The following is a 19,889-nucleotide window of genomic DNA, read 5'->3' as shown; positions in this document are numbered from 1 at the left end:
CTGGCATTTCACGGTTATGGCCGAGTGGGCGATCGCCTAGCATTCTTAAGCACCTGAAGAATGCCGTCAACGAGATGGGGGGCGCGATGCGCGACGGGCTGGTGCACCTGAGCGCCGCGGACGTGAGCGTGCTGATCGACTGTCGCGGACCGGGCCTGCCCACGGTCGCGCATTGGGGTCCGCTCCTTTCGGACACCGCCCCGGAACGCCTCGCGGATCTGGTGGTCGCCACCGCGCCGCAGCCGATCGGCTTCTCCGCGGACTCGCCCGTCCCGGTGTCGCTGCTGCCCGAGCAGTCGGCCGGCTGGCTGGGCTTCCCGGGGCTGGCCGGCCATCGCGACGGGCGGTCGTGGTCCACCGCCTTCGTGGTGACCGGCGTGCGCCGCGACGAACCCGGCGCCGTGCTCGTCACCGCCCACGACGAGGACGCCGGACTGGCCCTGGAACTCGAGTTCGAACTTCACCGCAGCGGCGTGCTGCGCACCCGCGCCGGGCTCACCAGCACCCGGCCCGGCCGGTACTGGCTCGAGCATCTGGCCCTGCTGCTGCCGGTGCCCGAGGAAGCCGTCGAACTGCTCGACTTCACCGGGCACCACCTGCGGGAGCGATCGCCGCAGCGGACCGCGTTCACCCATGGCCTGCGCGCCCGGGAGAACCGGACCGGCCGCACCGGCTACGACGCCGCACACGTCCTCTGCGCCGGGACGGCGGGCTTCGCGAACCGCCGGGGTCAGGTCTGGGGTGTGCACACCGCGTTCTCCGGCAACTCCCGGACGATCGCCGAACGGACCTTCCACGGGCGGTCGGCGCTGGGCGGCGGAGAGCTCCTGCTGCCCGGCGAGGTCGGCCTGGCGGCCGGCGAGAGCTACACCAGCCCCTGGGTGTACGGGTCGTACGGCGCCGACGGGCTGGACGAGTTGTCCGGCCGGTTCCACGAGTTCCTCCGGGCCCGGCCGGGGCATCCGAGGACGCCGCGCCCGGTGGTCGTCAACACCTGGGAGGCGGTCTACTTCGACCAGAGTCTCGACCGGCTGACCGGGCTGGCGAAGGCGGCCGCGGCGGTCGGGGCGGAGCGGTTCGTCCTGGACGACGGATGGTTCGGCTCGCGCCGCGACGACACCTCAGGGCTGGGTGACTGGGTCGTCTCCGCCGACGTGTGGCCCGACGGGCTCGGGCCGCTCATCACCGCCGTACAGCAGATGGGCATGGATTTCGGTCTTTGGGTGGAGCCGGAGATGGTCAACCCGGACAGTGACCTGGCCCGGGCCCATCCGGAGTGGATGATGGCGGCCGGCGACCGGTTGCCGCCCGCCGCGCGATCGCAGCAGGTGCTCGACCTCACCGAACCCGCGGCGTACGCCCATATCCGGGACCACCTCGACGCCCTGCTGCGCGACAACGACATCGCGTTCCTGAAGTGGGACCACAATCGCGATCTGGTCGAGGCCGGCCACCCCGCGACCGGCCGGGCCGGGGTGCATGACCAGACGTTGGCGGTCTACCGCCTGCTCGACGAGCTCCGTGCGGCCCATCCGCGGGTGGAGATCGAGTCCTGTTCCTCCGGTGGCGGCCGGGTCGACCTGGAGATCCTGCAGCGCACCGACCGGGTGTGGGCGTCCGACTGCATCGACGCCCACGAGCGGATCGGCATCCAGCCCTGGACCAGTCTGCTCCTGCCGCTCGAGCTGATCGGCTCGCACATCGGCGCCCGGCGGTCGCACACCACCGGGCGCGAGCTCACCCTCGACATGCGCGCCGGCACCGCCATCTGGGGGCATCTCGGCATCGAGTGGGACCTGACCACGGCCGGGCCGGAGGAGCATGCCCGGCTGGCCGAGTGGGTGTCCCTCTACCAGCAGGTGCGCGGGCTGCTGCACACCGGCACCCTGGTGCACGCGGACCTGGCCGATCCCGCTTACGAGCTGACCGGGGTCGTCGCGCCGGACCGTTCGGACGCGCTCTACAACCTGACCGCGGTGGCGACGAGTCGCTCCTATCCGCCCGGCACCTTCACCCTGCCCGGACTCGATCCGCACCGCACCTACCACGTTCGCCCGCAACCGCCGGGCGACCGGCCCGACGGCAACGCCGCAGCCTGGGGCGCTGCGTTACCCTGGTGCACGCCACCGGGTGTCCGGTTGTCCGGCCGCACCCTCGGCACGGCCGGGCTGCGGATGCCGGTTCTCTATCCCGACCGCGTCCTGCTGGTCCGGGCGACGGCCGTGGATGATCCATCGCACCCCACGGAGAGCAAGTGAAAGAGGCGCGCCTGCGGGGAGCGCGGGAGAGCATCCTCGACGCGATTCGCGCCTCCGAGCAGCTGAGCCGGGTCCAGCTCGCGACGATGACCGGGCTCACCGAGGCGGCGGTCTCGATGACCGTGAAGCGGCTGCTCGCCGAGGGTCTGATCGTCGAGACCGGGCGGGAGCCGACGGCCGGCAAACCGCGCACCATGCTCAGTCTCGACCCGGCCGCACGGCTCGCCGTGGGCATCTACCTGGACGAGGAAACCACGACGTACGTGCTGACCGGGCAGACCGGCGGCGTGCTGTCCCGGCTGGCGCGCCCCGCCCCGGAGACCGGCGACGAGCAGGAGGTGCTCGACCGGCTGGTCGCCGATGTGGAGGTGCTGCTGTCCGGCTCGGGTGTGGATCGCGCGCGCTGCCTGGGGATCGGCGTGGTGTGGCCCGGGCCCCGCAACGGCGTGCGTAACCCGGACGACGCTCCCCCGCACCTGCGCGGCTGGCGGGACGACGAATTGGGCAAGCGGCTGGCCGAGGCGACCGGCTGGCCGGTCCTGGTGGAGAACGACGCCACCGCGGCCGCCGTCGGCGAGTACTGGGTGGCGCGACTCGGCCCGCAGCAGGGCTTCGCCGCGCTCTACATGGGCAGCGGCCTCGGCGCCGGCCTGATCATCGGAGGCCGGGCGATGCGCGGCGGCGGGGGCAACGCCGGCGAGTTCGGCCACCTGTGCGTCCAGGTCGACGGGCCGGTCTGCTGGTGCGGCAGCCGGGGCTGCCTGGAGATCCTGGCCGGCCCGCGCACCGTGGTGGGCGCCGCGGCGGCGGACCCGGTCGCGGCGGCCGAGGCGGGGCTGGATCCCGACGCGCCCCGGCAAAGTGTGATCGCCGGTTTCGCCGCCGTCGCCCGGGCCGCGCGAGCCGGGGCACCGCGGTGCGAGGCTCTGCTGGAGGAGTCCGCCCGCTACGTCGCGGCGGCCGCCGAATCCATCGTCAACCTCCTCGATCTCGATCTGATCGTGCTCACCGGCCCGGGGTTCGCCGCCGCCTCGTCGGTCTACGGCCCGGCCATCATCGGCCGGATCGCCGCCGCCGACGGCCGCACCTGGCATCGGCAGGTGCGCGTGACGGTGTCGACGGCCGCCTCGGCCGCGTCTGCGACCGGGGCGGCCGCCCTGGTGCTGCAGTCACACATCCGGGGATGACCGGAGCTCGGTCAGCCGCCGCTCGGGGTTCGGGGCGGCCGCGGCCAGAGTCTTCGTGTAGTCGTGCTGAGGCCGCAGGATCACGTCGTCGGCCGGGCCCCGCTCGACGACCCGGCCCTGGTACATCACCAGGATCTCGTCGGAGAAGTGTCGCGCGGTGGCGAGGTCGTGGGTGATGTAGAGGACGCCCAGATCCTCCTCGCGCTGCAGCGCGGCCAGCAGGTTGAGCAGGCCCAGCCGGATCGAGACGTCCAGCATCGAGACCGGCTCGTCGGCGATGAGGATGCCCGGCTCCGGCGCCAGCGCTCGGGCGATCGCCACCCGCTGCCGCTGACCGCCGGACAGCTCGTGCGGGCGGCGTTTCACCACCATCTCCGCCGGAGTGAGCCGGACCCGTTCCAGCAGGTGCAGCACGCGGGCACGGACGTCGGCGTCGGACATCCGGGGGTGGTGCAGGCGCACCGGGCGTTCGAGATGGTGGCCGACGGTGTGGAAGGGGTTGAGCGACGCGAACGGATCCTGGAAGACCATCTGGACCGTACGCCGATAGTCGCGCAGGCCGGCCCCGCGCCGTGCCACCGGCACCCCGTCCAGCCGGATCTCCCCCGTCGTGGGGCGTTCCACCTGCAGAAGCAGTTTGGCGATGGTCGACTTGCCGCTCCCGCTCTGCCCGACCAGCGCCACGGTCCGGCCCGGGTCGAGGGTGAAGCTCACGTCGTCGACCGCACGGAGCCGGCCGGTCCGCAGGCCCTGCCGCAGGTGGTACTCCTTGACCAGGCCCCGTGCCTCCAGCGTCGTCACGATGCGCTCCCGTCGACGTGCACCGCGTCCATGGCGAGCAGCCGCTCGTCGACGGATCCCCGGATGAACGATCCCCGATCGCCGGTGAGGCTGGGGAACGACGCGAGCAGCCGCTTGGTGTAGTCGTGCTGCGGATCGGTGTAGAGCGTCAGGGCGTCGGCGAGCTCGACGATCTCGCCGTCGCGCATCACCGCGATCCGGTCGCTGATCTCCAGCAGCAGTGGCAGGTCGTGGGTGATGAAGACGACCGCGAAGCCCAGCTCGTCGCGCAGCCGGGTGATCTCCCGGAGGATCTCCCGCTGCACCACCACGTCGAGCGCCGTGGTCGGCTCATCCATGATCATCACCTGCGGTTCCAGGGCCATCGCCATCGCGATCATCACGCGCTGCCGCATGCCGCCGGAGAGCTCGTGCGGATAAGCCCCGAGCCGGGCCCGGTCCACCCCCACGCGTTCCAGCAGATCGCCGCACCGCTGACGCCGCTCGCGCCGGCCCAGGTCCGGCCGGTGGGTGAGGTAGATGTCCTCGATCTGGTCGCGGATCGAGATGACCGGGTTCAGCGAGTTCATCGCGCCCTGGAACACCATCGAGACCTGGTCCCACCGGGTGGCCCGAAGCTCCTTCGTCCCGAGCTCGTTCCAGTCGACGTCGGCGCCCTCCCGGGAATGGAAGACGGCCCGCCCCGAGACGATCGCGGCCGGCGGTTTGAGCAGGCGGACGATGCCGTACGCCAGCGTGCTCTTGCCACATCCGCTCTCCCCGGCCAGACCGAGAACCTCGCCGCGGCGCAGGCTGAAGGAGACGTCACGAACGGCGTGCACCGGCGGCTCGACCAGATAGTCGATGCTCAGGTTCTCGACGGTCAGCACGGTCACAGCCCGGCCTCCTTGGCCTTCGCCAGCTGCTGCCGGGACATCCGCCAGCCACGCCGGGCGGCGCGCGTCTGATTGCGCAGCTTCGGGTTGATGATCTCGTCGATCGAGAAGTTGATCAGGGACAGCGCCGCCCCGAACAGCGCCAGCATCAGCCCCGGCGGGACGAACCACCACCAGGCGCCCAGTCGCAGGGCGAGCCCGTTCTGCGCGTAGTAGAGCATGGTGCCCCAGGTGAACGAGCCGCTCGCGCCGAGGCCCAGATAGGACAGCCCGGCCTCACCGAGGATGGCGAAGATGACCGCGAAGACGACCTGCGAGGCCAGCAGCGGGATGAGGTTGGGCAGGATCTCCACCGTCAGGATCCGCCACCGCTTCTCCCCCGCGACCCGCGACGCGATCACGTAGTCGCGGTTGCGCAGGCTGAGCGTGTAGCCGCGCAGGACCCGCGCCGACCCGGCCCAGCCGGTGATCGACAGCACCAGCGCGACCAGCCAGAGACTCTTGTCCGGCACGTAACTGGAGATCACGATCACCAGCGGCAGCCCCGGGATGACCAGCATGACGTTGGTGAACAACGAGAAGACCTCATCGACCCAGCCACCCGCGTACGCTCCGACGACGCCGAAGAACGCCGACAACAACAGAGTGAGTACGCCGACGATGGCCCCGACGGTCAGCGAGCCGCGAGTGGCATGCGCGAGCTGGGCCAGCACGTCCTGACCGGTCTGGGTGGTGCCGAGCCAGTGCGATCCGCTCGGCCCGGTCAGGCCGTAGTCGTGCACCAGGGACGGGTCCTGGGTCACGTACGGTCCGAGCAGGCCGAACAACAGGATGAGACCGCCGAGGGTCAGGCCGATGGCCAGCTTGGTGCTCATCGGCGGCAGTGACCGGCGGCGACGGCTCGGCTCGGCGAGGGTGGCGCCGGTGTCGGCCGGGTCGGCGGCCTGCGTGGTGAGTGTCATGGCACGTTCCTCTCAGCCACGCGTCCGCGTGCGCGGGTCGATGACCGAGTACAGGAGATCGACCAGCAGGTTCGCCCCGAGCACCGACAGGGTGATGACCAGGAAGATCCCCTGCATCAGGGCGTAGTCGTTGCCGCTGACCGCCTGCAGCAGGGCCGAGCCGATGCCGGGGTAGGAGAACACCGCCTCGGTGACGATCGATCCGGCGACGACGAAGCCGAGCGAGATCGCGAACCCACTGATCGACGGGAGTACGGCGTTGCGGGCCGCGTACCGCAGCATGACGCGTCCCGGCCGCAGGCCCTTGGCCTCGGCGGTGAGCAGGTAGTCCTCGGACAGCGTCGAGACCATCATGTTGCGCATGCCGAGCATCCAGCCGCCGACCGACGACAGGATGATGGTCAGCGCCGGCAGGGTTCCGTAGTAGACGACCGACCGCAGGAAGGCGCCGTTCCAGCCGGGCGTCACGGAGTAGACGTCGTAGCCGCCGTTGAGCGGGAAGACCGGCCAGATGCTGCCGAGGGCGAAGAGCAGAATCAGGGCGAGCCAGAAGTACGGCACCGACTGGAACATCGTGGTGACCGGGATCAGGTTGTCCAGCCAGGACCCGCGTTTCCAGCCGGCCAGCGTGCCCAGCCCGACCCCCACCACGAACGAGATCAGCGTGGCCAGGCCGATCAGCCCGATCGTCCAGGGCAGGGTCTGCTCGATGATCGAGGTCACCGGGGCCGGGAAGAACGTCACCGAGACGCCGAGGTCGCCGGTGACCAGGTTGTGGAGATATTCGGTGTACTGCGACCACAGCGGCTGGTGGGTGCCGGCGCCGAGGAGCGCCTCGATCGACTTCCGGGTCTCCGGGGTGACCGGGCCGCGCTGGCCCAGTTTGGAGAGCAGGATGTCGACCGGGTCGCCCGGCATGAGCCGCGGGATGATGAAGTTCACCGTCACCGCGGCCCACAACGCGACCAGGTAGAACCCGATCTTCCGGAACAGGTGGCGCACGCTATTTGGCCTTCAGGTTCGCCAGGACGATGCCGTTGTCCCACACCTTCCAGGAGGCCGGCAGCGCGTACTTGTTGTCGTTGCTGGGCCAGCCGGTGGCGCGATCGGTGTTGAACTCGGTGAGCAGCGAGTTGACGTAGATCGGGATGTACGGCAGGTCCTTCGCGATCTCGGTCTGGATGATCGCGTACTGCTGCTTCTGGATGTTCTCGTCATTGGTCGCGGCGGCCGTGGCGATCGCCTTGTCCACGGTCGCGTTGCGATAGCGGGCGTAGTTGCCGTTGCTGCCGGCCGACTCACCGACCTTGGCGGTGGTCGCGCTCGAGTACTTCAGGTTGTAGGTGTAGAACGGGTTGGACGAGGGGCCGAGCCCGATCGAGTCCAGCGACAACTGATACTTGCCCTGCACCTGGTTGTTGTTCCACTCGTTCCACGACACCTGGGTCGGCTTGAGCTCGATGCCGATCTCCTTGAACTCCTGCTTCATCGCGTCGTTGAGCGAGATGAAGTCGCTCCAGCCGGTCACCGTCTGGATCGTCAGGGACAGCCGCTTGCCGTCCTTGGCCCGGATGCCGTCGCCGCCCTTGGCCCAGCCGGCCTGGTCGAGGATCTGGTTCGCCTTCGCCGGATCGGCGCCGCCCGGCACGGTGACCAGGCTCGAGTCGGTGATCCACTTCTTGTCCCGGTCCGGCAGCAGCAGGGTCGGCGAGGCGGGCACCGCGAACCCGCCGCCGGCCAGCTTGTTGAGCTGGTCGCGGTTGATCGCGTAGTACATGGCCTGCCGCACCGCCGGATCGGTCTGCGCGCCGGAGCACCCGAGACCGGCATCCGCGCAGGTGAAGATCGACGCGGTGAGTGCGGGCGTGTTGACGTACGTCAGATTCTTGTGGTTCTTCAGCAGTTGATCGAGGCCGGGCAGGAAGGAACTCATCCAGTCGATCTGCCCCGCGATGAACGCCGCGCTCGCGGCGTCGGCCGTCGCCAGCGAGATGTAGCGGACGGTCTGGATCTGCGGCTTGCCCGGCTGCCAGTAGGCGGCGTTCTTCTCCATCACGTAGCTCTGCGAGGAGAAGGTCTTGAGCTTGTACGGGCCGGTCCCGACCGGATTCTGGTTGATGCTCTTCGCCGGGTCCGCGATGCCCTTCCAGACGTGCTCGGCGATGATCGGCGTGTAGCCGATGAGGCTCGGCTCCTCGGTGTACGACGGTTTCGGGAAGGTCAGCACCACGGTCTTGTCGTCCGTGGCCACCGACGAGACGATCTTGATGGCGGTCGCGTTGATCGCCGGCGTGCGGCGGATCAGATCGAACGTGAACGCGACGTCCTTGGCCGTGAAGGGCTGACCGTCGGACCAGCGCACGCCCTCGCGGGTCGTGATGGTCAGCTGCTTGCCGTCCGGGCTCCAGGAGGTGGCGGTGGCCAGCATCGGCCGCGGCGCCGCCTCGGCAGCCAGGTTGAAGTAGTAGAGCGTCTCGTAGATCAGACCCTCGGTCGGCTGCAGGAAGGTCGGCGAGAACGGATTCCAGTTCTCGACGATCGTGCCGTTGGCGCCGTTGAAGATCGTGATCGAGCTGTTCGCAGCCCCGCCGGGTTTGGCCTTGGACGAGTCGTCCGAGCACCCGGCCAGGATCAGCGAAGTGGCGGTTATCAATGCAACGGTCAGGCGCGCGGCCCGACGGCGGGTGACGCGTGTCCTCATCAGCGAGTCCTTCGATCGGATCGGCCGCCGCCGGCGGCGAGTGAGTGGGGACATTATTAAGCGGCTTAAGTTTCTGCTGTCAAGAGCGGATTGCGCCATCAGTAGATGGCCGCCTCGGTGCTGGTGCTGTAGATGCCGTCGGTGCCGAACCAGACCCGGTTGCCCCAGGTGGTCGGCTTGTTGCCGTCGAAGCTGGTGACCTGGTCCAGATAGGACAGGTCGCTGCTGTTCCCGCTCCAGGACCAGCCGAGGAGTCCGTAACCGGCGTTGTGCGCCACCGACAGGATCGCGTCCTCGTTGATGTCGCCGTACGCGTCGTACGGGCCGAACTCCCCGATGATCAGCGGCAGGTTGTTGTTCTTGAAGGTGTTCACGTACGAGCTGATCGTCGACGAGCTGCTGTACTGCGAGTACATGTGCACCGAGAAGATCACGTTGTGCCGGGGGTCGGCGGACTGGACCGAGGCGGCGTTGTTCTTCATCACGCCGCCGTTGTCCTGGCCCCAGTTCGGCGCGTCGACCACCAGCGCGTGATCGAGGCCGGCGTTACGCAGCTTGCTGACCGCGGCCTTGGTGTCGGCGGTCCAGTTCGCGACGTTGCTGTTGCCGTACGGCTCGTTGCCGATGTTGATGATGACGTAGTTCTCCTGGCCCACGAGCGCGCTCTTGATGCTGATCCAGTAATCGGCCGCCGAGGACAGGCTGTAGGCGCCGCTCGCCTCGCCGTACCCGGTGGTGTCGTGGTCCTCGAGCAGGCAGATCAGTTTGTTGGACTTGCAGGTGGCGATGACGTTCGCGACGTCGGAGGCGGTGTTCTTGGTCCAACGGCCGCCGCTGAGCACCACGCGAACGGTGTTGGCCCGCCAGCCTTTCTGCCAGCCGAGCGCGGTCGCGGTGTTGCCGGGGAACCAGGCGTGGGGTTCGTTGGTGCCGCGCATCATGAACGAGGCGCCACTGCTCTCGAGGACGGCCTGGCCGCTGACGTGGATGCCGGTGGCGGCGTACGCGGGGGCGGCCTGCACGCCGACGGACAGCGGCAGCACCGCCGCCAACGCCAACGCGACCTTCGTGGTGATCTTCATGGGTCACTCCTGGGGATTGGTCAGTGGGCGGTCGGGGGCCACCGCGAGGACAGCAGCAACGGTTCGGCGGATCACCGGCGCCGGCGCCTGGCCGATCTCGTCGACCAGGCCGAAGCTCAGCACCGTCGGAGGCACGTAGCGGTAGCGCAGGGCGATGCGCTCCCAGACGGCCACGAAGATGTCCTGAGCCCCCGGGTCGGCGGGGACGAGCGCCTCCTGCAGGCTGAGCGAGAGATGCAGCCCGCGCTTGCAACACGCGATCACCGCGTTGTCGATCCGCGTCAGAATCTCTTCGCCGTCGACGCCCCACGACCGGTAGTCCACCGGGAGACGGACAAAGCCATAGTGGATCACCAGCAGCGACCTTTCTCGGCAAGACCTGTGACGCATCCCACTGAAATCTGTAAGTTTCGAGAACGTTAAGTTCAGCAAGACATTGATGTCAAGCGATGCCAGTGCCTGTTTTGTTAAGCTATTTGTTCAGCGGATCGCCGCGGACAGGTCCGGTTGCGACATACTGGGCCGGCCCCGCCCAGTGAAGGAGCACCGTGGCCAAGCGAGTGACGATCGCCGATATTGCCCGCGAGGCCGGCGTGTCCAAGGGCGCCGTTTCCTACGCCCTGAACGGGCAGCCGGGCGTCTCCGACGCGACCCGCGACCGGATCCTCGAGATCGCCGAGCAGCTACGCTTCGCCCCGAGCCGCGGCGCCACCGCCTCCCGGGCACGCGCGGCCGGCCTGGTGATCTGCCGCCCGGCCCGGATCCTCGGCGTCGAGCCGTTCTTCATGGAACTGATCAGCGGCCTCGAAGCAGCCCTGTCGGCCAGTTCCTGCGACCTGACCATCCACGTCGTCCCGGAACACAACGCCGAGCTGCAGGTGTACGAGCGGTGGGCGGCGCAACGGCGGGTCGACGGCGTGTTCCTGGTCGACGTCCGGGTCGGCGACGAACGCCTCGAAGCCGTGCGCCGCCTCCGGTTGCCGGCTGTCGCCATCGCCGGGCCGGGCGACTTCGGCGGCATCACGAGCGTGTGGTCGGACGATGCCGCGGCCATCACCGACACCGTCGAATACCTCGCCGCGCTGGGCCATCGCAACATCGCCCGGGTCGGTGGCCTGCCGGATCTGCTGCACACCGTCATCCGCACCGAGGCGTTCGCCGCCGCCTGTCAGCGGCTCGGCGTCCAGCATGCGGTGACCGTGCCGTCGGACTACAGCGGCGAGGAGGGCGGCCGGGCCACCCGGCGCCTGCTCAGTTCCGCGGAACGGCCGACCGCGATCATCTACGACAACGACATCATGGCGGTGGCCGGCCTCGGCGCCGCACACGAGATGGGCATCGCGGTGCCGCGGGACCTGTCCATCGTGGCCTGGGGCGACTCGCTGCTGTGCAGCGTGGTCCACCCGCCGCTGACCGCCCTGTCGCGCGACGTCGCCGCCTACGGAACCGTGGCCGCCCGGCACCTGCTGACCGTCATCAGCGACGGCACGGCGCCGAGCCACCAGCACGCGACGGCGTTCCTCGTCCCGCGTGGCAGCACCGCCCGCCCCTCCCACGTCCTGGCCGACACGCTGGGTTGACCGGCGGTCTCCTGGAGATCCGGCCGTCATGTTCTGATCAGCGGGACTGCAAGGTGCTCAACAGGCCCTGATCTCCCGAGGCACGCCGCCGGCCTGTGCCAGTAATTCGCTCAATCGTGCATCCGGACTGCGGGCCACTTGCCGTGCGATATTCAGCCACCACATGAGTACCGAACGAGCGGTATCAGCGCTCATGAACTCGTGGTTGTACAAGATCCGGAAGACTGCACGGCCGTCCGGTCCATCCGTCAAGAATCCGAAGAGGCCGAAGTCCACGAACGACGGAGGCAAGGAGACCGGGGCGGCGATGAGATCCTCGGAGAAGTACGCCTCGGATTGCGGCATGCCGACGTCGAAGTAGATGCTCGACAGGTTCGGCGACTCGATATAGCGGTCCGGCCACAACATCTTTGCCACATCTGCCGAGGTCAGCTCCTGATGGCCATAGGCGGAAAGAAAGGAAAGATTATTGGCTTGCGCATAGCTCGTGAACGAGGGATCCCCGGAGACGACACTTCGGAGAATGAGGCCATGCGACAGATAACCTACCATGTCCTCCATTTCTGTCGTTGCTCGATTCGCCGTGCTGGTGTGCACCGCGACGTCCTCGGTCTCCAGAAGAGATCGGGCGACCAACAGGAATATGGAGGCCCAGATCGAGTAGGTTGTCACGTCTATCACCGATGCAAGCTTGCGAATGCGTTCGGATGACTCGGCGGACAGCTCGGCGACGGACCAGGCTCCCTGGTAATTCTTGGCGGATCGCGTGAATCTGCGAAACTGGGAAAAGTTGTACATGGCGTCGGTGCCGGCGAGATAATTCCTCCAAAAGGAGCGCAGTGCCGCACCGCGCGGCCCATCCAGGATCTGCCGATGCCAGCGGGCGAAGTCGGAAATCGTGTGCTCCATCGGTTCCCGAAGAGCTGTGCCCGTCGACCGGGCCTCGCGGTAAGCCGCGGCGAAGTCGCGTACCGCTATCCGGGTGGACCATCCGTCGAACGCAATATGGTCAACGGCGATCAACAACACGGCCCGATCCGGTGATGCCACAAACAATTGAATGCGACCCAACGGCCCCCGCCAGATATCGAAGTCCTTGACGGACGCTTCTGCGACGGCCGCCTCGAGCCGGCCCGCATCGCGCAAGTCCGGCAGGTGAAGAACCTCGAGGCGCACTCTCGCATCCGGGTCGTAAATTGCGAACGGACCGTCGTCCGACATCCCGAAGCGGCAGGAAAGCATGGTATGACGATCGACGACAGCATTCACCGCGCCGGTCAGTGCGGCAATGTCGAGACAACCCGTCAACTCCAGAGCGACCGCGACGATCTGTCGCTTCTTAACGTGATCCTGCTGAGCAATGTGGAGCTTGCGCTCAAGCTGAGGAGACACGTCGTGTATGCCGGCGATGCCTCTCGCCGTGATCGCCGGCGGAGCGTCCACCTCGGTCGAATGTTCTGCCCAAGCGATGAGACCACCGAGAGTCTTGGCCGTCAGCACCGTCTCGATGGAGATGTCGACGGCCAGTTCCCGATGTATGCGAACGGCAATTCGGACTGCGGATAATGAATCGCCACCTTTGTCGAGAAATCGGTCCTGGTCGTGGACGAATTCCTGGTCCAGTACCACCTGCCAGGCGTATCTCACGATATCTGCGATGGTGTCATGCATCATCCGTCCTCCGGATCCGTCCCGTTTCGGTTGGCAGGCCATTTCTGCACTTGGCCGCGACCGGGAGAAGTCCGGCTGAAAGTGCGTCGGTGAGACTGATCGCGCGAGCGTCACGTGCGGACAGCTGCGGGCTTGCGAGCGGCCACGGGATCTCCAAACGAGGGTCCAGTGGGTGCACCTCCCGCTCGTGGGCCGGATCGTAGGCACTTGAACAGAGGTAGGTTATGGTGGCATTTTCAGTAAGGGCACAGAAGCCGTGACCCAATCCTTCGGAAATGTACACTGCGCGCCTCTCGACGTCGTCCAGGGGAACTACCTCGCAGCGGCCGAAGGTGGGCGAACCGACCCGTAGATCGACTACCACGTCGAGCACCCGTCCTTGAACGCAGGTGACGTACTTCGCTTGGCCGGGCGGAACGTCGGTATAGTGAATACCCCGGACGACACCGGCAGCCGAAACGGAAATATTCGCCTGCGCCAGCACGAAGGTGTCGTCGATCGCGGAAGAAAGACGATCAGCCCGATACCACTCAAGGAAGACTCCGCGAGCGTCGCGATGCTGGACCGGAGTTATTTCCCAGGCCCCGAAGATCGAGAGCGGACGAGTCAGCATTCCCTTCTGAGACGTGCCGACCCGTTTCATGAGACGATCAGCGAATTCGCATTCAGCGTTCTGACCAGATCATCGGCGCCGGTGAACAGCTCGGCCCGCAGGCCAGCCTTCCGTGCACCTTGCACAAATGCCTCCTGGTCATCAAGATAGAACAGCGCGGCGGGCTCGATCCCCATGTTCTCCGCCGCCCGCAAATACGCCAGCGGTGACGGTTTCTGCACCAAGAGGTCATGGGAGGTAAAGACGTGGTCGAAGGCATCGGCCATGTCGTGCCGAACGATGTCCCCATGTAACGCGTCGGTGAAGTTGGACAGGACGCCAACCGTCAGGTTCCGCCGAAGTTGGCGGGCGATATCGAGCATCCTGACATCCACGGTGCCGCGATCGTCGAGCCAGGTCTCGATCGCGAGGGCCGCGGTGGGACCAAACTCGGCGGTAAGCCGCTGTTCGACTGCGTCAACCCACTCCTGATGGGTCAAGACACCGACCTTGGCCAGTTGGTAGTCCGGGTGGTCGTACGCCAGGCGAGCTATCGTGCCTGGCGGCAGGCCGACGAGCAGCTCCGCGCGGGCCGCCCCGGAGTGATCGAAATGGCGAAACACCCCGTTCATGTCGAAGAGCACGCCGCGAATGGTCATTTGATTTCACCTTTTGTGTTACGCCGGGCGGCGGAAATCGCGCGAGCGCGGCCGATGAGCGACTGGTAAGCCGGCCGGCCGAGCATTTCTCGCAGTTGTTCGCGCCAGTGCGGCTGAATCGGCACACCGGCGTCCCGCCAGCGTTCATGCGACAACACGCAGTGCAGCGGCCGGGCCGCGCGAAGGGGCAGGTCGGCCAGCCGGATGGGCATGATGCCGTCGGTGGCCAGCCCCGCAAGCTGGTAAGCGGACTGAACGAAGTGGTGCCATGTGGTGAACCCGGTCGCGACGCCGTGATAGATCCCGGGCGGGGCTTCGCCACGGACGGCTGCTGCACCCAGCCCCATCAGCTGCCGGGAGAGAGCAGCGGTCGAGGTTGGGCAGCCGCGCTGATCCGTCAAGGCGTAGACCGGCTCGCCGGCGATGGTCGCCCGCAACGAACGGATCAGAAAGTTGTCGCCGGTGCCGCCGTACAGCCAGGAGGTTCTGATGATGTAGCCGCCATCGAGCGCGTTTGCCGACACCGCTTCCTCCGCGGCCGCCTTGGATCGCCCGTACGCGTTTATCGGATCTGGGCGGTCTCCTTCCGCATAGCTCTCGCGGTTCCCGGCCAGGACGTAGTCACTGGAAATCTGCAACAGCGTCGCGCCCGTCCGGGCGCACGAGCGGGCCAGCCCGGCGACCGCCGCCCCGTTGACGGCCAGCGCTTGCGACTCGTTCCGCTCGGCCGCATCGACATCAGTGAACGCCGCGGTGTTGACGACCACGTCGTGCCCGCCGACCGCGGCACGTACCGCGTCCTCGTCCGTGATATCCAGCTGAGCCCGGGCCGCCGCTGTGACATGGTTCGCGCCGGCCGAGGTCAACTGCGCGACCAGTTCCCGGGCGAGTCGCCCCTGAGCGCCGGTCACCAGCCATCGCAGAGGTCGCGGCTCCACGCTCATCGGGCCGCGAGCGGTTCCCACCACTCGGCATTCTGCTGATACCACCGCACCGTTGCAGCCATTCCCTGCGCGAAGGGCGTGCTCGGTGCCCAGCCGAGCTCGGCTCTGACAGCCGACGAGTCGAGCAGGTAGCGCCGATCATGGCCGGGACGGTCGGCAACGATCCTGATCGCCTGTTCCCGATCGAGCCCCAGCGTGCGCGCGACGAAAAGCGCCATGTCCATCGCGCTGCGTTCATCGCCGGTCCCGATGTTGTAGGTACGCCCGGCCGCACCGTTGCGCAGGATCAGGTCCAGGGCGGCGGCGTGATCGGCCACCGCCATCCACTCACGCCGGTAGTGGTGATTGGTGTACAGGGTCATTCTTCGCCCACGAAGAGCGTCCGTGATGAACAGTGGTGGATTCTTCTCCGGGTACTGGCGAGGTCCGTAATTGTTGGCAGAACGGGAAATAGTGACCGCGAGGCCGTGGGTCCGGCCGTAAGCGAGCACGAAGTGGTCAGCTCCCGCTTTTGAGGCCGCATAGGGGGTGTTCGGCCGGTAGGGCGAGTCCTCGGTGAATGCCGACGGGTCGTCCAGCGCCAGATCGCCGAAGACCTCACAGGTCGACACGTGATGCACGCGAGGCACCTCGCTCCGCAACGCCGCCTCGCACAATGACTGTGCGCCGAGGACGTTGGAAACCGCGAACGGCCGGGCGTCGCGCACGGCACGACTGTTGTCGGACTCGGCCGCGAAATTGATCAGACAGTCGGCTCGGGCAGCGCGAAGCGCACGGGTCAGATGCTCGGTGTCCGTGATGTCGCCGATCACCATCTCGACATCAAGGCCCACGAGATTGGCAGGATTTCCGGCGTAGGTGAGCTTGTCGTAGACAACTACCGTGTCGCCGGGATGTTGCTCAGTCCAATAGTGGACGAAATTGGATCCGATGAAGCCGGCGCCGCCGGAGACCATGATGCGCATCAGCGCGCAACCCGCTCGGTCAGCAGCACGTCGTCGTAGACGCCGAGGATCTCGGCCACGACTCGCTCCCAGGAGTAGCGGCGGAGGACCAGTTGCCGCGCTTCGGGTGCCAGTCGTTGCCGCCAGCTTCCGACGTCCGCGGTGAGATCGGTGAGCTGCCTCGCGAGCCCGGCGACGTCACCGAGCTCGAAGAACCAGCCGTTCTGCCGCGGCCCTTCTGCCTCGATGAACCTGGTCGGGCCACCGGTGCGAGTGGACAGCACCGGCGTACCGGTGGACATCGCTTGCAGGATCGCAGTGCCGAACGGCTCGGAATCGGCTCCGTTGACCATCAAATCGGCGGCGGCATACCCGAACTTGAGGTCATCCAGCCCGCGCCAGCCCGTGAAGAAGATTCCGGAGTCATTCTTCGACCGGGCGTATTCGTAAGGGTTGATACCTTCGCATTCGCCCGGATAACCACCCCAGATCACCAGGGGACTGCGCAACCCGTGCCGGTCACGGGCAAGAACGTAGGCGTCGATGACATCGGTCAGGCGCTTCCACCGCAGGAAGCGAGACACACAGAGCAACACTGGCCGCAGCCGTCCGCTCCGGTCGATGAACGACTCACGCACGTGCTCGTCGTCATAGGAGACACTCCCCGGCCGCATGGTGCCGTCCCAGCCCTGGGGATCACGGACCAGCCATTCGACCCAGTACCGCAACTTCTGCCCGTCGTTGAGCGACAGCGGGTGGAAGCGATCGGTCTCGACGCCGTTTTCCACGACGCGCAGGCTTTGATCAGGCAGCCCGAACACTTCCGCCGCGACCCCGGCGTCCTCCTGCGAGACGCACAAGACGGCAGCGGCTTCGTCCGCCGACCGTTGCAGCTCTTCGACCCAGTGTCCGGCATAGGCCCACGAGGGATGACCGGACCAACGGCCGGCGCCCTTCGCCGCCGACTTCGCCTCGGCGAAGAACTTCATCTCGGTTCCGTGCAGGTGCGCCACCACCGGCAGGCCGATGCGTCTCGCGGCCACGTTCATCGGGCCCAGGTGGTGCAAGTGAAGCACCGCGCGCTGGGATTCATCCGCCGACGCCGCCAGGCCCCGCCTCCACTCCTCGGCGAATGCCGACCCCTCGGCCGGGGTGAGAGCACTCAGCACGCGGTCGGGCACGCCTTCCTTGTACTCGAAGCTGGGATGCATCGGGACGGGGCCGCCGATCCCGGTGCCTGCCGGATCCGGTGTGTAATCCACCGTGCTCAGCCGGCGAACAGCGGAAAAGAACTTACGAGCATCCGCCATCTCCGCGTTGGGACCGGCCGGCCATGAGCCGGACACCAGCGAGAAATCGCCGATGGAGCGCTGCAGGCGTTCCGCGAGCTCCAACGCCACGAAGGCGGAACCTCCTCTGGGAAATGGCATGAACCCCATAGTTACGCCAGGGAATCCAGGCACGCGATCAACCACCTTTCGCGAGAGGGCTCAGTCGTCGGTCGGGGGAATCGCTCGGTGAATCTTGCCAAAAACGCGAAGGAATCGTCGTCTTCGACTCCATATACCGTCCTCTGTACGTGGCCGTCCGGCCGGCCAATGTCCAGAAGGCGATCTTCCCGATCGGCATTCTTCGATAGATTCGCAGCCGTCTGGCTACCATCATCTCCAGGGTCCATACAATGGTCGCGCCGCTGTGGCCGAGCGGGGCGGAGTAGTGGATCCACAACCCCAGCGTCGAGACCGAGCGATTTGCGTACAGCGTCGCGGCATGCCAATGGCTGCCCATCTGTTCGTAAGTAGAACCCAGATAGCACCGGTTCGGCTCCAACAACATTCCATTCGGTCCGATCAGGTGCCGGATAACGGTAGGTGTCCGGTTCGGCTCCAATACCGGATCAGAGTAGGAAAGGATCTCGTCACCAAGATGGAAGCCATAACTGTTGGGCTCCAGGTGGGCCGGGTCAAACGGATTTATGACGATGTCTCCGGCGGCGACGCCGGCCGCGATCGCATCACCGCTCAGAATCAAGGATTTGCTCCAGGAGATCGCGTACGGAAGACTCGTACTTGCCAAGACTCGAGCAGTTTTCGATGGAGAGGCGGCATTCCATGTCTTCCACGTGCCGGGACGACTCGTCCGAGGAGGAGATGTCGCCACGCTGTCGCCGCCGCTGATTTCTCAGCTCCTCCGGCGCGACGACACGCACGAGAGCAAATCCTTCACGTATCAGGGCCGGCTGATCGACATCGATGTCACGCAGGTCATCGTTGATCACCAGGTCGGCGGCCGAGTCCCTTACCTTCTCCAGGAACACACGTGCCAGCGCATCGGGGTCGAGGCGCCTCAACTGCGCGGCGATGACCTCGAGCAGGACCTGGTCCTGCCGAGTCGCGTCGTGGTCCTGTCCGGCGACCCGGCGGAAGGCCTGCTGAAGTTCATAGAGCGGTTCGGCGAGGCCGATCCGAGCGACGGTCAGTTGCCGCTCCTCGCAATAGCGCCGGGTGATCGCCACAAATGTCGACTTCCCGGCGCCCGAGTGACCGACTAACGCGACGCGCACCTGGCTCATTGCCGGTCCACTTCCTCATCCGACTCCGCCGCCGGGTGCTGGGACGGCCCGGCCACCGTGCGGTGCACGAGGACTGCCGCGTCGAGCGAGGAGCGCCACACCCGCTCCACTGCCTCCACGATCTTCGCCGCGGACATCACTGCGTGATGGAGCGCACGGCCGGCGGACGCGTCCGCGAGGACAGTCGACGGACACACGCACAACCCCTCATCAGGGACCTCGCCGAGCAACTCGGCAACCGCGGTCCGGATGATCAGGCGGGTCGGTCCGCTCAGTCCCGGCGGGGGGCCGGAATCTGTTTCGCGACCAGCCGCCGCCTCCGCGCTGAGCAAGCTGCGGGGAACCGCGAAACCGGCATGCGCAGGGCTGCCGGTGGCGAGCTCCGACAGAGCGGCGAAGGCGGAGCCGACGTCCTTGGGATCGGCCGCCGAGCCGAACCGGGGTAACAGGGTGCGGGCGCGTCGGCGCGCGAAGTCTCGATGGATGTCGCTCGATCGCGGGCCGGAAGAGTGTTGGTACTTTCCTCGGTAAAGCTTTGTGTTGCCGACGACCTGCCACCACATCATCTGGCCGATCGCCATTCCGGTGAAGACACGTGCCCGATGGGCGGTGTACAGCTGGAGAGTCCACTGCCCGATAAATCCGATGTCACCGAGAGAGGCGGAGAGGTTGATGAAAATGCCCAGCCGCGCCACCGAGCTTCGCGCGGCGAATGTCGGCGCATAGAACTCGCCGCCGAGTCGTTCCATCGTGTGGGCCAGGTAGAGCCGTCCGGGCTGGAGAACCAACCCTTCCGGCGGGATCTCGTATTCGATGCAATTATTCCTGCGGCTCGGGTCCAGCACGTCGTCCACATATTCCAGAATGCGTGGACCGAGGCAGAAGTTGTAGCTGTTCGGATTGACGTTCTCTGCGTCGAAGGGGTCAATGACTATTTCGCCGCGAGCATGTGCGGCAGCGATCTCTGTAACTAATCAGGTCGGCTGTTTCGGGCCGGTTTGATCTTGCCGGGGTTGTTCGGCAGGATGTCCGGGTGCCTGAGATGCCGTCCATCGTGGAGC

General features: G+C 66.9%; 19 protein-coding genes. 3 read left to right on the top strand and 16 right to left on the bottom strand.

The window, feature by feature from the left end; translation table 11 throughout:
- Nucleotides 1-86: 86 nt before the first annotated feature.
- A complete protein-coding gene (locus AB0E90_RS44960) occupies nt 87-2,258 on the top strand; it encodes an alpha-galactosidase (RefSeq protein ID WP_360418594.1) in 2,172 nt (723 codons plus the stop codon).
- Complete coding sequence (locus AB0E90_RS44955; protein ID WP_360418591.1) at nt 2,255-3,445, top strand: ROK family transcriptional regulator; 1,191 nt, start codon at nt 2,255-2,257, stop codon at nt 3,443-3,445. The genes AB0E90_RS44960 and AB0E90_RS44955 overlap by 4 nt, the downstream gene beginning before the upstream one ends.
- On the opposite strand, the gene AB0E90_RS44950 is transcribed toward AB0E90_RS44955, so the two are convergent.
- The 7 genes from AB0E90_RS44950 to AB0E90_RS44920 form a co-directional block, all read right to left on the bottom strand.
- Nucleotides 3,428-4,246: an ATP-binding cassette domain-containing protein gene (locus tag AB0E90_RS44950; RefSeq protein WP_360418589.1), complete on the bottom strand. Its 819-nt coding sequence runs from the start codon at nt 4,244-4,246 to the stop codon at nt 3,428-3,430. The genes AB0E90_RS44955 and AB0E90_RS44950 overlap by 18 nt on opposite strands.
- Complete coding sequence (locus AB0E90_RS44945; protein ID WP_360418587.1) at nt 4,243-5,121, bottom strand: ABC transporter ATP-binding protein; 879 nt, start codon at nt 5,119-5,121, stop codon at nt 4,243-4,245. Before AB0E90_RS44945 ends, AB0E90_RS44950 begins: the two co-directional genes overlap by 4 nt.
- Nucleotides 5,118-6,083, bottom strand: coding sequence for an ABC transporter permease (locus tag AB0E90_RS44940; protein ID WP_360418585.1), 966 nt, complete (start codon nt 6,081-6,083; stop codon nt 5,118-5,120). The genes AB0E90_RS44945 and AB0E90_RS44940 overlap by 4 nt, the downstream gene beginning before the upstream one ends.
- A gap of 12 nt (nt 6,084-6,095) precedes the next feature.
- Nucleotides 6,096-7,085, bottom strand: coding sequence for an ABC transporter permease (locus AB0E90_RS44935; protein ID WP_360418583.1), 990 nt, complete (start codon nt 7,083-7,085; stop codon nt 6,096-6,098).
- Between the two features lies 1 nt (nt 7,086).
- On the bottom strand, nt 7,087-8,784 hold the full coding sequence (locus AB0E90_RS44930; protein ID WP_360418580.1) for an ABC transporter substrate-binding protein: 1,698 nt from the start codon (nt 8,782-8,784) through the stop codon (nt 7,087-7,089).
- Nucleotides 8,785-8,882: 98 nt separating this feature from the next.
- On the bottom strand, nt 8,883-9,866 hold the full coding sequence (locus AB0E90_RS44925) for a cellulase family glycosylhydrolase (protein WP_360418578.1): 984 nt from the start codon (nt 9,864-9,866) through the stop codon (nt 8,883-8,885).
- Nucleotides 9,867-9,869: 3 nt separating this feature from the next.
- Nucleotides 9,870-10,220, bottom strand: a complete 351-nt coding sequence (locus AB0E90_RS44920; RefSeq protein WP_360418576.1) for a hypothetical protein — start codon at nt 10,218-10,220, stop codon at nt 9,870-9,872.
- 194 nt (nt 10,221-10,414) lie between these two features.
- Between AB0E90_RS44920 and AB0E90_RS44915 the strand changes: the two genes are divergently transcribed.
- Nucleotides 10,415-11,446 (top strand): LacI family DNA-binding transcriptional regulator, encoded by a 1,032-nt coding sequence (locus AB0E90_RS44915; RefSeq protein WP_360418574.1) that lies wholly within the window; start codon nt 10,415-10,417, stop codon nt 11,444-11,446.
- 57 nt (nt 11,447-11,503) lie between these two features.
- Here the strand turns inward: AB0E90_RS44915 and AB0E90_RS44910 are convergent, their stop codons facing one another.
- From AB0E90_RS44910 to AB0E90_RS44870, 9 genes are all read right to left on the bottom strand, one after another.
- Complete coding sequence (locus tag AB0E90_RS44910; RefSeq protein WP_360418572.1) at nt 11,504-13,120, bottom strand: condensation domain-containing protein; 1,617 nt, start codon at nt 13,118-13,120, stop codon at nt 11,504-11,506.
- Nucleotides 13,110-13,730, bottom strand: coding sequence for a dTDP-4-dehydrorhamnose 3,5-epimerase (gene rfbC / locus AB0E90_RS44905; protein ID WP_360418725.1), 621 nt, complete (start codon nt 13,728-13,730; stop codon nt 13,110-13,112). The genes AB0E90_RS44910 and rfbC overlap by 11 nt, the downstream gene beginning before the upstream one ends.
- 26 nt (nt 13,731-13,756) lie before the next feature.
- The gene (locus AB0E90_RS44900) at nt 13,757-14,368 is read right to left on the bottom strand and encodes an HAD-IA family hydrolase (protein ID WP_360418570.1); all 612 of its coding nucleotides are present in this window, start codon (nt 14,366-14,368) and stop codon (nt 13,757-13,759) included.
- Nucleotides 14,365-15,279 (bottom strand): dTDP-4-dehydrorhamnose reductase, encoded by a 915-nt coding sequence (rfbD, locus tag AB0E90_RS44895; protein WP_360418568.1) that lies wholly within the window; start codon nt 15,277-15,279, stop codon nt 14,365-14,367. The genes AB0E90_RS44900 and rfbD overlap by 4 nt, the downstream gene beginning before the upstream one ends.
- A 29-nt stretch (nt 15,280-15,308) precedes the next feature.
- Complete coding sequence (locus AB0E90_RS44890; RefSeq protein ID WP_360418566.1) at nt 15,309-16,277, bottom strand: GDP-mannose 4,6-dehydratase; 969 nt, start codon at nt 16,275-16,277, stop codon at nt 15,309-15,311.
- Entirely contained in the window at nt 16,277-17,656 is a 1,380-nt protein-coding gene (locus tag AB0E90_RS44885) for a glycosyltransferase family 4 protein (RefSeq protein ID WP_360418564.1), read from the bottom strand. Before AB0E90_RS44885 ends, AB0E90_RS44890 begins: the two co-directional genes overlap by 1 nt.
- Before the next feature lie 67 nt (nt 17,657-17,723).
- Nucleotides 17,724-18,287: a deoxycytidine triphosphate deaminase gene (locus AB0E90_RS44880; protein WP_360418562.1), complete on the bottom strand. Its 564-nt coding sequence runs from the start codon at nt 18,285-18,287 to the stop codon at nt 17,724-17,726.
- The gene (locus AB0E90_RS44875) at nt 18,271-18,828 is read right to left on the bottom strand and encodes a hypothetical protein (protein WP_360418560.1); all 558 of its coding nucleotides are present in this window, start codon (nt 18,826-18,828) and stop codon (nt 18,271-18,273) included. Before AB0E90_RS44875 ends, AB0E90_RS44880 begins: the two co-directional genes overlap by 17 nt.
- The gene (locus tag AB0E90_RS44870) at nt 18,825-19,682 is read right to left on the bottom strand and encodes a hypothetical protein (protein WP_360418558.1); all 858 of its coding nucleotides are present in this window, start codon (nt 19,680-19,682) and stop codon (nt 18,825-18,827) included. Before AB0E90_RS44870 ends, AB0E90_RS44875 begins: the two co-directional genes overlap by 4 nt.
- Between the last annotated feature and the right edge of the window lie 207 nt (nt 19,683-19,889).

The organism is Actinoplanes sp. NPDC026619, from assembly GCF_040638295.1.
Taxonomy (GTDB): Bacteria; Actinomycetota; Actinomycetes; order Mycobacteriales; family Micromonosporaceae; genus Actinoplanes.
This window is presented reverse-complemented; position numbering and strand designations above follow the sequence as displayed.

Coding starts and splice junctions, on each gene's coding strand:
- AB0E90_RS44960 (WP_360418594.1), top strand. CDS start 87: ATGCGCGACGGGCTGGTGCACCTGAGCGCCGCGGACGTGAGCGTGCTG.
- AB0E90_RS44940 (WP_360418585.1), bottom strand. CDS start 6,083: ATGACACTCACCACGCAGGCCGCCGACCCGGCCGACACCGGCGCCACC.
- AB0E90_RS44930 (WP_360418580.1), bottom strand. CDS start 8,784: ATGAGGACACGCGTCACCCGCCGTCGGGCCGCGCGCCTGACCGTTGCA.
- AB0E90_RS44925 (WP_360418578.1), bottom strand. CDS start 9,866: ATGAAGATCACCACGAAGGTCGCGTTGGCGTTGGCGGCGGTGCTGCCG.
- AB0E90_RS44910 (WP_360418572.1), bottom strand. CDS start 13,120: ATGATGCATGACACCATCGCAGATATCGTGAGATACGCCTGGCAGGTG.
- rfbC (WP_360418725.1), bottom strand. CDS start 13,730: ATGCTGACTCGTCCGCTCTCGATCTTCGGGGCCTGGGAAATAACTCCG.
- AB0E90_RS44900 (WP_360418570.1), bottom strand. CDS start 14,368: ATGACCATTCGCGGCGTGCTCTTCGACATGAACGGGGTGTTTCGCCAT.
- AB0E90_RS44890 (WP_360418566.1), bottom strand. CDS start 16,277: ATGCGCATCATGGTCTCCGGCGGCGCCGGCTTCATCGGATCCAATTTC.
- AB0E90_RS44875 (WP_360418560.1), bottom strand. CDS start 18,828: ATGAGCCAGGTGCGCGTCGCGTTAGTCGGTCACTCGGGCGCCGGGAAG.